At 51.3% G+C, this 14,225-nt stretch carries 9 protein-coding genes and 2 pseudogenes; 8 read left to right on the top strand and 3 right to left on the bottom strand.

Annotated features, from left to right (window positions below; translation table 11 throughout):
• Positions 1-43 precede the first annotated feature (43 nt).
• Positions 44-1,521 (bottom strand): annotated as a pseudogene (locus L3K52_08160) (ATP-binding protein).
• A gap of 84 nt (positions 1,522-1,605) precedes the next feature.
• Here L3K52_08160 and L3K52_08165 point away from each other — a divergent pair.
• The 8 genes from L3K52_08165 (at position 1,606) to L3K52_08200 (ending at position 12,639) form a co-directional block, all read left to right on the top strand.
• Positions 1,606-4,800, top strand: coding sequence for an Eco57I restriction-modification methylase domain-containing protein (locus L3K52_08165; GenBank protein UOG93690.1), 3,195 nt, complete (start codon positions 1,606-1,608; stop codon positions 4,798-4,800).
• 59 nt (positions 4,801-4,859) lie between these two features.
• Positions 4,860-5,186, top strand: coding sequence for a hypothetical protein (locus tag L3K52_08170; protein ID UOG93691.1), 327 nt, complete (start codon positions 4,860-4,862; stop codon positions 5,184-5,186).
• A complete protein-coding gene (locus L3K52_08175; protein ID UOG93692.1) occupies positions 5,183-5,599 on the top strand; it encodes a putative toxin-antitoxin system toxin component, PIN family in 417 nt (138 codons plus the stop codon). Before L3K52_08170 ends, L3K52_08175 begins: the two co-directional genes overlap by 4 nt.
• Positions 5,590-7,293, top strand: a complete 1,704-nt coding sequence (locus tag L3K52_08180; GenBank protein ID UOG93693.1) for an ATP-binding protein — start codon at positions 5,590-5,592, stop codon at positions 7,291-7,293. The genes L3K52_08175 and L3K52_08180 overlap by 10 nt, the downstream gene beginning before the upstream one ends.
• 41 nt (positions 7,294-7,334) lie before the next feature.
• Entirely contained in the window at positions 7,335-8,165 is an 831-nt protein-coding gene (locus L3K52_08185) for a S1-like domain-containing RNA-binding protein (GenBank protein UOG93694.1), read from the top strand.
• A gap of 65 nt (positions 8,166-8,230) precedes the next feature.
• The gene (locus L3K52_08190) at positions 8,231-11,128 is read left to right on the top strand and encodes an AMP-binding protein (GenBank protein UOG93695.1); all 2,898 of its coding nucleotides are present in this window, start codon (positions 8,231-8,233) and stop codon (positions 11,126-11,128) included.
• Between the two features lie 27 nt (positions 11,129-11,155).
• A complete protein-coding gene (locus tag L3K52_08195; GenBank protein ID UOG93696.1) occupies positions 11,156-11,842 on the top strand; it encodes a hypothetical protein in 687 nt (228 codons plus the stop codon).
• A complete protein-coding gene (locus L3K52_08200; GenBank protein UOG93981.1) occupies positions 11,842-12,639 on the top strand; it encodes an aldo/keto reductase in 798 nt (265 codons plus the stop codon). Before L3K52_08195 ends, L3K52_08200 begins: the two co-directional genes overlap by 1 nt.
• Here L3K52_08200 and L3K52_08205 read toward each other — a convergent pair.
• Positions 12,617-13,489, bottom strand: coding sequence for a glycosyltransferase family 2 protein (locus L3K52_08205; GenBank protein UOG93697.1), 873 nt, complete (start codon positions 13,487-13,489; stop codon positions 12,617-12,619). The two genes, L3K52_08200 and L3K52_08205, sit on opposite strands and share 23 nt — an antisense overlap.
• Positions 13,486-14,223, bottom strand: a pseudogene (locus tag L3K52_08210) (glycosyltransferase family 2 protein). Before L3K52_08210 ends, L3K52_08205 begins: the two are co-directional and overlap by 4 nt.
• Between the last annotated feature and the right edge of the window lie 2 nt (positions 14,224-14,225).

Here is a 14,225-nt window from a genome sequence, read left to right on the forward strand (position 1 = left end):
AGGTTGCCAGAAAATTATGACAATACGGTTGCATTCAGGCTTATCACACAACACTTTCCACTACTATGCGCTCTCCATCCGTCAACACCATCCACGCACTGAGCTTGGGGAGCGCGGCAATCGCGGGCAGTCGCAAATAACCTTGCACTTGCTCAATGCCCTCCAGCCGTTTGGCTTCCCAGCCTTTGTCTTTGTCGCCTTTTTTGCTGTATTTCAGCTCGATCAAATGCTGGTAATTGACCTTAAAGGGGCTGCGTTCCAGTAGCAAAATGTCGGGGTAACGCCGATTCATTTCCCGCTCACTCTGGATGAAATACGCCGACAATGCTCACGCATGACGTGGTTAGGGATAACAAACACCTCGCCTGACAACGTTGCCCCGTGCAGCGAAGCGAAGCCCATGTAAGCCAGCAGGCTGATGAAATCATCCCGCCCAAAGCCTTTGTCGAAATCAAATTTTTCTGCTTGTTGCGCCACCACTTGACCAGTGGTGAGTAACTCATCCAGCACCGCGAAATTCTCATCGCGATTGCCGATACTGAATAAGCCCAATAATTTTCCGTAGTCGGAAGCGATATTGGCATCCAACATTTTGCGGGGATAGGCGCAGCGTTTGTAGTCAAAATTCTTGATGAAATACAGCACCATATTGGCGTTGTAGACGGTTTCAGCCGCATTAATATGAAAGCGGTAGCCGTTGTACCAATCGGTAACATCTGCCATTAATTGATTACTGTCCAAACCGCAGCTTTCCACCAAAGGCTGTAATAGGCTGACCACTTCGGCACGGGTAAAGCCCATTGCCTCATTAAATTCTTCCGTCAGGGAAACATTTTCACCGATATTAAAACCGCTGGTCATGCTGTCGAGCATGATCGGAGTGACACCCGTGATGAAGAGCCTGTCAACAATGCCGCGTTGAGTGGCGGTTTTGAGGGTTTCGTAGAAACTGCGCACAAAGCCGCCTTTGCCGACAATGTGTTGAAACTGCTGCAAATCATCGGCAAGGATACTGTTGGCGAAATGGTCGTATTCGTCGATCAGGAAAAGGATTTTTTGCCCTTCGACAATTTTGAAAAAGGCTTCCATTTTTTCATGCGGCGACGTTTCTAGGGCAATTTCAGCCACTATTGCTGGCGGATATTGGTAGCGCTCCAAATAACGCTCCAAAGCCAAACGCACTTTGGTGTTAAAGGCGCGATAAACCGCTTCGTAGCTTTCGGTGGAAATGCCGCTGAACTCCATGAACAGCACGCTGTAGCCGCTTTTCATCGGGGTGGGGTGTTTGCCAATGTGTAAGTCGGCAAACAGGCTGTCGAAATCCGCCGCGTACTGGCTGTCGTAATAATATTCCATCGCCGAGAGCAGCAGGCTTTTTCCAAAACGGCGTGGGCGCAGCAGAATATTATATTTGCCGCTGTCTTCTAATTGGGCAATATACGCGGTTTTATCCACGTAGGTGTAGCCACCGAGGATGACATCTTTGAAGTTGCTCAGACCGTAGGGGAGTTTCGTTTTCATGCGCGGATTGTAGCACACAAGCTGGGTATTCTTGGGTATGAGGTGCTAGGATTAGCGCTCCTGATCAGAGGCTAATCCTTCCCCATGTCGAACACGCAACGCTTATTTCACCCGCGCTCACTCAGCAAAGCACTGGCTGCCAACAACCCGCTGAAGGATGGGCAGATTCCTGTCGCCGCGCGGAAAGTGCTGGAAGAATGGCACGCGATGATTACCGACGGTTCGATCAAAAAACAGAACGAGAAAAAGCTCCAACCGGAATTTTTTCGTGACTTATGCGGGGTGGTGTTGGGCTACAAAAGCTTCAGCCAGAAAGATAAGAAAACCGGACAGTGGACATTCGGGGCGGAGGAAAGCAGTGGCAGAGGGTTTGCGGATTTTTGCTTCGGGACATTTTCGGAAAAAAGCAAACAGCGGCTTGCGCCGTTTGAATTGAAAGATCCGCGCACCAGCAACATGGATATTCCGATGGGGCGGACGCTTTCCACCGTTGCCCAAGCCGCGCAATATGCCGAAAACAGCAAGGGCGAAGCGCGTTGGTATTTGGTGTCTAACTGCCTCGAAATCCGCCTCTACAAATTCCCGCACTCCAACTACATTTACGAAAGCTGGCAGATTGCTGACCTGATTCAGCAGGAAGAATATGCGCGGTTCGTGTTGTTGTTGGGTGCAAAAAACTTGCTGTCGGGCGCAACCGAAGCACTGTTCACGCAAAGTCAGCAGGCGGAAAAGGACATTACCAACGCGCTGTACGCCGATTACCGCGAGATTCGCGTGAAGCTGATCAATGGCATGAAGCGTGAAAATGGGCGTTTCAGCCGTCAAAGCATGGTGGCACGGGCGCAAACGCTGCTGGATCGGGTGCTGTTTATTGCGTTTGCGGAAGATCGCGGCTTGCTGCCTGCGAATATCTTGGCGACGTATATTCTGGCAAAAGACAGTTTAATGAGCGGGTGGGAACGGCTGAAATTACTGTTCAAATACGTCAACGAGGGTAACGGGCGTGATATTCCGCGTTACAACGGCGATTTGTTTAAACCCGATGCGGAGTTGGAGGCGTTAAACATCAGCGATGGTTTGCTGCACGAGTTGCAACGGCTGTGGGTGTATGACTTTGATTCTGATGTCAATGTGACGATTTTGGGGCATATTTTCGAGCAATCCATCGCTGATCTTGACCAGATTTACGAGTCGCTGGATGAGCAAACCGACCTTGAATTGACCCAGCAAAAGCACGGCACGAGCGGCAAGCGCAAGCAGGATGGCGTGGTGTATACGCCGGATTTCATTACCGCGTGGATCGTGGAACACACGCTGGGCGCGTACCTCAGTAAGTGCAAATTGGCGATTGCGGCGGAGGCGGATTCGCTGGCGTGGTGGTCGGCGTATCGGCAAACGCTGGCAACCACGCGCATCCTTGATCCGGCGTGTGGGAGTGGCGCGTTTTTGGTGGCGGCTTGGCAATATTTGAAGCTGGAATACACGTTGGTCAATCAACGCTTGCTGGAATTGGGCGACAAGGGCGATTTGTTTGGGCGGGAATTGAATCACGACATCCTCAATAACAACCTGTTTGGGGTGGATATTAACCCTGAATCGGTGGAAATTGCGCGGCTTTCGCTGCATTTGGCGACGGCGGAAAAGGGCAAGCCGTTGACTTCGTTGCGCGAGAATATCCGTCAAGGCAATAGCGTGGTGGAGGATAAAACCGTGGATAAACGCGCTTTTAACTGGTTTGGGCGTTTCAAGGAATTTGACGTGATTCTGGGCAATCCGCCGTATGTGCGGCAGGAACGTTTGACCCCGATCAAGCCGTATTTGGAGGCGAATTACCGCGCGTATCATGGCGTGGCTGATCTTTACACCTACTTTTTTGAGTTGGGGTTGCGGCTGCTGAAAAAGGGCGGGATGTTGGGATTTATCAGTTCGGCGACGTTTTTCCGCACCGGCAGCGGCGAAAATCTGCGGCAGTTTTTGCAGGTCGAAGCGAATCTGAAAAGCGTGGTGGATTTTGGCGACTTGCAGGTATTTGAAGGCGTGACGACCTACCCCGCGATTTTGATCATGGAAAAGCCGAGCCGTTCGCGCAAAAATCCGCCAGAACAAGCCTTCCGTTTTCTCAAAGTGCAAGCGCGTCATGTCAACGCATTGGCAGGGGAACTCAAAGATGGCGCGTTTGCTGAAATGCCGCAAAACAAACTGAGCACCGACGGCTGGCGGCTCGAAGACGAACGCTTGCAAGCCCTCCGCGCCAAACTCACCAAAGGCAAACGCACCCTCAAAGAAGCCTACGGCTCGCCCTATCGCGGAATCCTCACGGGACGAAATGAAGCTTTTGTGATTGATAATGCAACCCGTAACAAGTTGATTGCCGCCGACCCGTTATCGCTAGAGCTGATCAAACCATTTTTGGAAGGTAAGGACTTGAAACAATGGCGAGCAGAATCACGGGATATTTACTTGATTTTTACTCGACGGGGCGTGGACATTGAAAAATATCCAGCAATCAAAGAACATCTTGAACAATACCGTGAGATTTTAGAACCAAAACCAAAAGACTGGTTAGGTGATGATTGGAAGGGCAGGAAAGCAGGAAGTTACAAATGGTTCGAGATACAAGATAGCGTTGATTATTTTGCTGAATTTGAAAAACCAAAGATCAATTACGGGCATTTTTCACCCACTCCTTTGTTTGGTTTTGACAAAACGGGGATTTACTCTAACGATAAATCCTACATTTTGCCCAATGCTGATTATTTCCTATTGGGGCTATTGAACTCACCTATTCATTGGTTTTTGATAACGGCAATGTGTCCAGCCGTTCGCGGTGGATTCTACGAAGTTAGAACCTATTTTATTGACACATTGCCGATTCCTGATGCAACAACGGAGCAGAAAACGGCAATTGCAACGCTGGCGGAAAACTGCCAAGCCCTCGCGGAACAACGCTACGTTCTCGAAAACGCTTTCCGCCGCCGTATCCCCGACCTCTGCCCCAAAGACCGTGACCCGAAGCTCTCGCAAAAGCTGCAAGCCTGGTGGCTGCTCGATTTCGCCGCTTTCCGTGACGAGGTGAAAAAGCTGTTTAAGCAGGACATTCCTTTTGACGATGTGGACAAATGGAGTGCTCGGTTTGATAAAGATAAGGCGGTGCTTCAGGATTTGAGTTACCAGCTTGCCGTGCAAGAACAGGCGTTGAATCGGGAGGTTTATGCGCTGTTCGGGTTGGATGCGGGGGAAGTGGCGTTGTTGGAAGGAAGTTTGAACGGAAAGATGTAAAACTTTGACAAAGATTTACATCAAGCTATGATTAGGAAAACGCACAACAGAGGCAAATCATGGCAACCTTACACATTTCACTTTCCGACGCATTGAAGGATTTCGTGCAACATCAAGTAGAGTTGCGCGGTTTTTCCAACGCCAGCGACTATGTACGCACCCTAATCCGTGAAGCACTCGAAAAGCAGCAGCTTTCCGAAACGGAAAAAGTGTTGCAAAAAATGGCACAACTGCAAACCGCCTACCCAACACTGGCAACCGCCGCTGGGCGCGATGCTTTCTTTGACAACATGATCAAGGAATCAGCGGGTACGATCGCGCAACAAGAAGATGACATCATGCAAATAGCCATCGCCGAAACCCATGCGCATCGGCAAAGCAAATGATGAAAGTCATCCTTGATTGCAATATTTTAGTCTCAGCCGGTTTGAAAAGTCGGGTGTGCAATGCAGTGTTACGCTACGCCCTACGGGAAACACAGGTCGTGTTCAGTATCGCCATTTTGAGCGAATATCAGGATGTGCTGGCACGGAAAAAATTTGCAGCACAACAGGAAAATATGCAGAAAATCCTGCTTGCGGTTTACTCAGGCGGTACATTAGTAGCGCATGTACCTGAATCCCGCGTACTTTCCCCAGATCCCAAAGATCAACCCTATATCAACTTGGCGCTGGCTACACAAGCGGACTACCTTATTACTGGCAATATGCAGGATTTTCCAGACTCACCGTATGGCGTAACCCAAGCCATCAAACCTGCGAATTTTCTGGATTTACTGGGAATAGTACCATGCGCTTAAAAATCCCCTACGGTCTAAGCAATTTCAAAGATGTGCGCACGCAAGGCTACCTCTACGTGGACAAAACCGCGTACATCGAGCGGCTGGAAGACAATGGCAAGTACCATATTCTGCTGCGCCCGCGCCGTTTCGGAAAAAGCCTGCTGCTATCAGCACTCGAATATTATTACGACATCGGCTACAAAGACGATTTCGAGACGCTGTTCGGCGATCTCTACATCGGGCAGCACCCCACTGAGCTGAAAAGCAGCTACCAAGTGCTGTTCATGGAATTCAGCGGCATTAGCACACAAACGTCCGAAGACATTTACCGCACGTTTAATACCAAAATAGAATTAGCCCTGCGCCGTTGCCTAGAACGCTATCACTACCCCGCTGCAACGACAGCCGATATTAGCCGTCGCGCCTCACCGCATGAAAAAATGGAAGCCTTTTTTGAGGCAGTGGATGGGCAAAAAATCCTGCTCTTGATCGACGAATACGATCACTTTGCCAACACCATCCTTGCCGAAGACATCCCGCTGTTCCAAAGCATTGTGGGCAAAGGCGGCTTTGTGCGCAGCTTCTATGAAACCCTCAAGACCGCCACCCAGCGCGGCACACTTGACCGCTTATTCATCACGGGTGTTACCCCGATTATGCTCGATAGCATGACCAGCGGCTTCAATATCGGCAAAAACTTGTCCTTGCACGAAGACTTCAACACCGCAATGGGTTTCACCAAAACCGAAGTACAACACCTGCTCCAGCCGTTGGTGGAAGCGTGTTCGTTGGATGCGGATGCGCTGATGAATGATGTTACCCGCTGGTACAACGGCTACCGTTTCCACAGCCAAGCGACTGAAACCGTATTTAACGCCAATATGGTGCTGTATTTTCTGGATAATTTTAACGTCAAGCGGTGCAGTTACCCGAAACAAATGTTGGATGAAAATATTGCCTCCGACTACGGCAAAATCATGGGCATGTTCAGCATTGGCAACCGCGACGACAACTTCGCGGTACTGGATGAACTCATCAACACCGGCACTGTGACCGCGCAACAACGCCGCAAATTCGACTTTGAAAAAGGCTTTGATCGGGATGATTTCATCAGCCTGCTCGGTTACATGGGTTTCGCTTCCTTGCAAGGGGAAAACTTGACGGGCGAAGTCTTCAGCATTCCCAACCACGTCATGCTGGAGCTGTACTTCCACTATTTCAAGGTGGAATTGGAACGCCGCAACCAGATCAGCATCCCCAACCATGCGATTAGGGTCGCGGTAGAAACCTTGGCGTTGCGCAATGATATGCAGCCCTTGATGGCGGAATTAGCACGGGTGTTGGCATTGCTCTCCAACCGTGATTCCCTGTGGCTAGACGAAGAACACATTAAAACCATCCTGCTGACCTTGCTGTATCAATCGCCTGCGTATTTTATCCAAAGCGAGCGGGAAATGAATCGGCGTTACCCTGATATTTTGCTGTTGGAACGTAGCCCTTACCAAGTCAACCACCAACATTTGATTGAACTCAAATACAGCAAAAAAGGTGACAAAGACAAAGGCTGGGAAGCCAAGCGCCAAGAGGGTTTGACGCAAGTGCAAGGCTATTGGCAGTTGCCAACGGTTGCCGCGTTACCCAAGTTGAGCGCTTGGCTGATTCTAACCAATGGCGAACGCATCATCGTCGAGCGCGTTTATCCCATCCTGTAAACGGCTGATTCGATTATTCCTGTCTTTGTGGAGCAATGTTTATGTTAAAAATCGGTAAGTACAATCAACTGCGCGTTACCAAACTCACCGGCTTTGGGGTGTATCTGGATGGCGGCAGTTACGGCGAAATCCTCTTGCCCAAGCGTTATGTGCCGCAAGATTGCGAAGTGGACAGTTGGCTCGACGTGTTCATTTATCTGGATTCGGAAGACCGTTTGATTGCCACCACCGATAAGCCGCTGGCGGCGGTGGGCGAGGTGGCGTGCTTAACCGTGGTGGATGTGAATCGCGTGGGGGCGTTTTTGGATTGGGGCTTGCCCAAAGATTTGCTAGTGCCGCGTCAGGAACAGGCGCATTTAATGCAGCAAGGGCAAGCTTACGTGGTGTGCGTGTACCTCGATGAGAAAACCGAAACCATTGTGGCCTCATCGCGGTTGGATTTGTTTCTCAACGAATTCGGTGGGTCGTTTCAACCGCGTCAGCCGGTGGAATTAATGATTTATGAGCGCACTGAACTGGGTTTCAAAGCGGTGATTGACGCCACGCATCTCGGCTTATTGTATGCGAATGAGGTGTTTCAGCCCTTGCACATTGGGCAGCGGGTGTCGGGGTTTATTAAAGCGATTCGCCCCGATCAGAAAATTGATTTGATCCTGCAATTGCCCAGCCCGGTGGTGCAGGATGCCTTGGCGCAGAAAATTCTCGATCATTTGCAGGCGCGTGGCGGCAGTTCGACGTTTACCGATAAAAGTTCGCCGGAAGACATTTACCGTGAATTTCAGGTGAGCAAGGCGCATTTCAAGCGGGCTATCGGTTTGCTGTATAAGCAACAACAGATTGTCATGGGGAAAGATCTGATTCGGCTTGCATGATCAAGCCATTAAACGGTAACGTGCAGGCATATTAATAACGATAGAGAACAGAGGAGAGCCTACCCATGCAGCCAACCACCCACCTTTACGGGTTGATCGTTGTGATCGTCAGTTTATTGCTTAGCCCGGTATTGCAACACTGGGTCGCTCGACCCGTTGCCGTGCTTTTGTTGGTGTTGCCGTTTGTGCTGTTGAGCGCGGTGACGTTCCGACGAGCGGGCTGTACGCGGGCGGATTGGGTTGCGGTGCGCTACCACGATGATTTGTGGCTGACGCTTATGGGCAAGGCGGTGTTCTGGGGGATTTTGCTGGCATTGTTGGCAATTTATCCGGCGCATTGGGCGTGGCTAGGGTTAACCGTGATCGGATTGTTGATCGGAGTGCAAATTGCGCGGAATCTGTCAGCAACGCACATTGAAACCGGGCTGATTCCGGTCGGTGCGCTGGGGATTATGGGCAGTATGATTGTATTGGGGTGGCAACTCTCGCCGCCTTTGCTTGCCGCGTTATTGCTGTTTTTGGGGGTGATGGGCGGAATTTTTGTCGCACCTTTGCACGCTTTGCTGCGTTATCACGTGCCGGTGGCGCAACAGCCGAAAGCGACGGTGATTGATCATCTGGTGCAAAGTGTGGTGATGCTGGCTTTCGTCGGCGTGGCGGCATTGTTGGCTTGGCAAGGCTTGGGGGATGCGCTGTTAATGACCATCCTCACCGTGATCACCGCAGCGGGGGCATTGTATACGCTGTATCACATGCCGCAATCGTTGTTGCGTTTCGTGTTTAGCCGTTTGTTTCGGGCGCGTTACCGCTTGAAAGTGTTGGGGTTTGAACATTTGCCCGCATCCGGCGGCGTGTTGCTGCTGGGCAATCACATCAGCTTCATCGACTGGGCATTGGTGCAAATGGCGAACCCGCGTCAACTGCACTTTGTGATCGAAAAAGGCTATTACGAACGTTGGTATTTAAAAGGTTTCCTCAACGGGTTCGGGGTCATCCCAATCAGCAGCGGGGCGAGTGCGGATTCGCTGGAAAAAGTCACGGAAATGCTCAAAGCAGGTGAAGTGGTGTGTTTATTCCCGGAAGGTACGATTAGCCGCACCGGGCAGTTGTCCGAATTCAAGCGCGGTTATGAAAAAGCGGTGAAAGGCACGGGCGCGGTGATCGTGCCGTTTTACTTGCACGGTTTGTGGGGCAGCCGGTTTTCACGTTCCAGCGGGTTTTTGCGCGAAAATCGCCAGTCCGGTTTCAAGCGTGACATTGTGGTGTCGTTTGGCAAAGCCTTGCCAGAAAGCATTCCCGCACATGAATTGAAGCAGAAGGTGTTTGATTTATCGTTTGCGTCGTGGGAAGCGTATTCACACTTGATCGACCCGATTCCGGTGAATTGGTTAAGGGCTGCAAAGCGCATGAGTTTCCGCATGGCGGCGGCGGATGTGATCGGTGAACCCTTGAGCCATCACCGTTTTATGACGGCAGTATTCCGCTTTGCGGTGCTGATTAAAAAGCTTAGCCCGGAACAAAATATTGGCTTGTTATTACCGACCAGTGCGGGCGGGGCAATTGCGAATATGGCGGTGCTGACGCTGGGCAAAACCATTGTGAATCTGAATTACACCGCCAGTGGCGAGTCGATCCACAGCGCGGTGCAACAGGCAAGCTTGCAGCGGGTTTACACCTCCAAACGTTTTCTGGATAAGTTGAAAGAGCGTGGGATTGATATTCCGGCGATTTTGCCCGACACCCCGCTGACGTTTTTGGAAGATTTGAAAGCGAAAATCCCCAAACACCAATTGCTGACGACGCTGTTGATGGTGATGTTATTGCCGACCCGCTTGTTGCAGTGGCTGTATATTCCGAAAATTGATTTGGATGCGACGGCGGCGATTCTGTTTTCCAGTGGCAGCGAAGGTGCGCCCAAGGGCATCGAGCTTTCCCATCGCAATCTGGCGGTGAATGCGCGGCAGGTGGCGGATGCGCTGAATACGTTGGATAACGACGTGATCATGGGGACATTGCCGACGTTCCACGCCTTTGGTTTGCTGGCGAGTACCCTGATGCCGTTGTCGGAAGGCATTCCGATTGTGTGCCACCCTGACCCGACCGATGCGGTGAATATCGCCAAGGGCGTGGCGCGTTACGAGGCGACCTTGCTGTTTGGGACGGGGACGTTCCTGCGTTTGTATGCGAAAAATTCCCGCGTACAGCCGCTGATGTTCCAATCGTTGCGCTACGTGGTGGCGGGGGCAGAAAAATTGGCACCGGAAGTGCGCCGCCTGTTCCTTGACAAATTCGGCAAGAAATTGCTGGAAGGTTATGGCGCAACCGAAACCTCACCCGTTGCTGCCGTCAACTTGCCCGATCAGCTTGATACCCGTTACTGGAAAGTGCAGGCGGCGAACCGCGAAGGCACGGTGGGTTTGCCATTGCCGGGGACGAGTTTCCGCATTGTCGATCCGAATACGCTGGAAACTTTACCAACGGGTGCGGATGGCTTAATCCTCATCGGTGGTCCGCAAGTCATGAAAGGCTATTTGAATGCGCCGGAAAAAACCGCGCAAGCGATTGCCGAACTTGACGGGCAACGCTGGTATAAAACCGGCGATAAAGGGCATATGGATGAAGACGGCTTCCTCACCATCGTTGACCGCTATTCGCGCTTCGCCAAATTGGGCGGGGAAATGGTGAGCCTGACGGCGGTGGAACAGCAAGTGCGGCAAATTTTGGGTGATGCGGAACTGGAATTGGTCGCGGTCAATTTGCCCGATGATAAAAAAGGCGAAAAGATCGTGTTGCTGATGGCGGGCGCGTATGACGAGGCGGCGGTGAAACGGCAGTTGTTGGGTGGCGGCATGAATCCGCTGATGATTCCGGCGACGATTCGCAGTCTGGCAGAGATTCCCAAACTGGGCAGTGGCAAAACCGATTTTGGAACAGCGCGGCAAGTGGCGCTAAGCGTTATTTAATTTATTATTCCTCAAGGGAGTTTCCCGATGCTGAAAGTCAGAAGTGTTGACCCATTGCAAGCGATTCAATGGTTTAAGCAGGGTTGGCAGGTGTTTATGTCAAACCCGGCAACTTGGGCGCTGATGGGTTTGTTGTTCGGCATCATCGTGTTGGGACGCTTGTTACCCTTCATCGGTAGTTTGTTAATAAATTTGGTTATGCCTCTATTGGTTGGTGGAATGTTGTTGGCGGTCAAGCAAGCGTACACCGGCAAAACGGTTAAAATAGACGATGCACTCAATGTGTTGAAAAATGAGCCTATCCGTAATCAGTTGTTGACAGTGGGCGTACTCATGATTGGAGCGAGCTTTGTTGCTACCTTGCTGGGCAAGCTGTTGGTGGGCGACATGATTATGATGGATGACATTACTGGGTTTTCCACGTTGAATATCAATAGCAGCAAGTTGATTTTCCTACTGATGATTAGTTTGGGCACGGGGATGTTATTTGCCTACGCACCTGCACTGGTTGTTTTTGAAGGCATGACGGCGGTGGCTGCGGTCAAAGCCAGCTTTCAAGGCGCATGGGCTAACGCTTTACCATTCGTGATATTCGCGTTGATTTATCTAGGTTTGACATTTTTAGCGGCGATTCCACTCATGTTAGGGTTTATTGTGCTGATTCCAGTCATGATGGGTGCGGTGTATGCCAGCTACAAGGATATTTTTGGATGATGGAAAAGCGTCTGGTAGCGAATACGGGCATTGCGGTGAGTCCTCTGGGCTTGGGAACGGTGAAGTTCGGGCGCAATCAGGGGGTGAAATACCCGCAAGGCTTTGAATTGCCCACGGATCGCGAGGTGCGGGAATTGCTCGCGCTGGCGTTCGATCTTGGGATTAACTTGCTGGATACCGCGCCTGCTTACGGCTTGAGTGAAGCACGTATTGGCAAGTTATTGCCGAATGCCCGTCACGAATGGGTGATCGAAACCAAAGTGGGGGAACGGTTTGCCGATGGCGAATCCCACTTTGATTTCAGCGCCGCAGGGACGCGCCAGAGCGTGGAAAACAGCCTACGTTTGCTGAAAACCGATTACCTCGACATGGTGCTGATTCATTCGGACGGTGATGATGTGCGGATTTTGCGCGAGGAAGCGGTGCTGGATACGCTGTTAGCCATGCAGCAGCAAGGCTGGATTCGCACGGTGGGCATTTCCTCCAAAACGGTGGAAGGCGCATTGCTGGCGTATGAACTCGGCTGTGATGTGGTGATGGCGGCTTACAATCCGGTGTATACCGATGAATTGCCCGTGCTGGAAGCAGCGGCGGCGCAACACAAAGCGGTGCTGGTGAAAAAAGCCTTTGCCAGCGGGCATTTGGATAAGCTCGGCGCAAGCAGCGGCAATCCAGTGGAACAAGCATTGGCGTTTATTTTTGCCCAGCAAGGTGTCACCAGTGTGGTGCTGGGGACGTTGAATCCCAAGCACCTGCGGGACAATGTGGCAATCGCTACCGCTTTACTGAATGAATGAGGCGGTAGTGTTTTTTGCTGAGTTCTAGCCCAAACCAGCGTTCCAGATGCAGCATCCACCCGTGTTTTTGTTGTTTGCGAGTGGGGCGATACGCGGGGTTGGTTTGAAATAAACCAGCGGCGGCGGGGAGCCAATCTTGTACCACAGCCGGGTGAGTGCCGTTGAATTCGCGCAAAATGCGGGCATCCATCTCGCGGTAATCAATTGCGGCATTGCGTTTGTTCCAATATTTTTCCACCCAACTGGCTTTGAGGTTCATTTGCGCTTCGCTTCTGATCCAGCCGTAGTGGTAGATGGTTGCGCCAGTGTGCGCGGCGTTGGGGTAACGCCCGTGTTTGTTGGAGGCTAAGACCAGCCAAAACAAACCGTCGGGGGCGTAACTTCTGACCGAGGCTTTAATGATGCTTGGGGCGCGGCGATACCAGCCCGGCGACCACAAATAGGTGTTGGCATTGCCGTAAAAGTGCAGGTAATCAAAGGTTAGGGCTTCGACGCGCTCATCGTGCAGGTGTTGTTGCATACTGGCTTGAATGCGCGGCAAGTCGTTTTCATGCACCACTTCATCCGCTTCCAGGTAGAAAATCCAGTCGCCAGTGCAGGCAAATTGCGCGATCATTTTTTGTTGCCCGTAGACGTAACCTTTGACACGCATGTGGTCATTCCACACCGTTTCGATAATGCGGATTTTGGGTTCGTGGAGGTCGCGGAGAATTTGCAAGGTATCGTCTTCGCTTTGCCCGACCACAATGACGAATTCATCCACAATCGGCAGCACGGATTGGATGGAGGCGATAAACGGGTACCCCAGAATTTGCCCGTTGCGAATAAATGTACACCCGCTGACTTTCACGGTTTACCCCCGCCGTAACGTTGTTGTTCTAACAGTTTGGCGTATTTGAGGTAAGACCCCAGTGCATTCAGTAATGAAATCGTCAAGCCATCAAAGCCGCAGCCGATACCGCCTTTCAGCAGGTAATTTTTGAGAAACGCAAACAGCCCGTGCAAGGGGGGCGCGAACACGCTGACTTTTTTCTTGCCTGCCTGATCGAGCGCATACTGAGTGGAATATTTATTTAGCTTGTGGAGCATGTCGTGGTAGTCGGTGTAGGAGTAATGGATGATGTGCGCATCCAAGGCGGTGTGGCGGTTGGTTTCGACTTTTTCATGGCATTGTGCGGCGGAAAACTGGGCGTGTTCGCGGTTAAATAAACGCACCACTTGGTCGGGATACCATGAAGTACAGCGTATCCATTTGCCATGAAACAGGTTTTTGCGGCGCAAGCTGTACGCTGCATCAGGGTGTTTGGCGAGGTCAAGCTGTTGGATGGGGTTGACGGCATCGGTATCCAAGCGTTCATCCGCATCCAAACTCAATACCCATGCATGATGGCAGTGGCTTAGCCCGTGGTTTTTTTGGGGGCCGTAACCTAAAAATGCTTGTGGGTAGACAGTTGCGCCCATTTCGGTGGCAATCGCTACGGTTGCATCGGTGCTGAGTGAATCGACGACGATGATTTCATCGCAAACTGGCCACAGTGATTCGAGGCAGGCGCGAATATGCCGTTCCTCGTTATACGTAATCACGA

Origin of the sequence: Candidatus Thiothrix sulfatifontis, assembly GCA_022828425.1 — a bacterium.
Taxonomy (GTDB): Bacteria; Pseudomonadota; Gammaproteobacteria; order Thiotrichales; family Thiotrichaceae; genus Thiothrix; species Thiothrix sulfatifontis.

Coding starts and splice junctions, on each gene's coding strand:
- L3K52_08165 (UOG93690.1), top strand. CDS start 1,606: ATGTCGAACACGCAACGCTTATTTCACCCGCGCTCACTCAGCAAAGCA.
- L3K52_08200 (UOG93981.1), top strand. CDS start 11,842: ATGGAAAAGCGTCTGGTAGCGAATACGGGCATTGCGGTGAGTCCTCTG.
- L3K52_08195 (UOG93696.1), top strand. CDS start 11,156: ATGCTGAAAGTCAGAAGTGTTGACCCATTGCAAGCGATTCAATGGTTT.
- L3K52_08185 (UOG93694.1), top strand. CDS start 7,335: ATGTTAAAAATCGGTAAGTACAATCAACTGCGCGTTACCAAACTCACC.
- L3K52_08175 (UOG93692.1), top strand. CDS start 5,183: ATGATGAAAGTCATCCTTGATTGCAATATTTTAGTCTCAGCCGGTTTG.
- L3K52_08170 (UOG93691.1), top strand. CDS start 4,860: ATGGCAACCTTACACATTTCACTTTCCGACGCATTGAAGGATTTCGTG.
- L3K52_08180 (UOG93693.1), top strand. CDS start 5,590: ATGCGCTTAAAAATCCCCTACGGTCTAAGCAATTTCAAAGATGTGCGC.
- L3K52_08190 (UOG93695.1), top strand. CDS start 8,231: ATGCAGCCAACCACCCACCTTTACGGGTTGATCGTTGTGATCGTCAGT.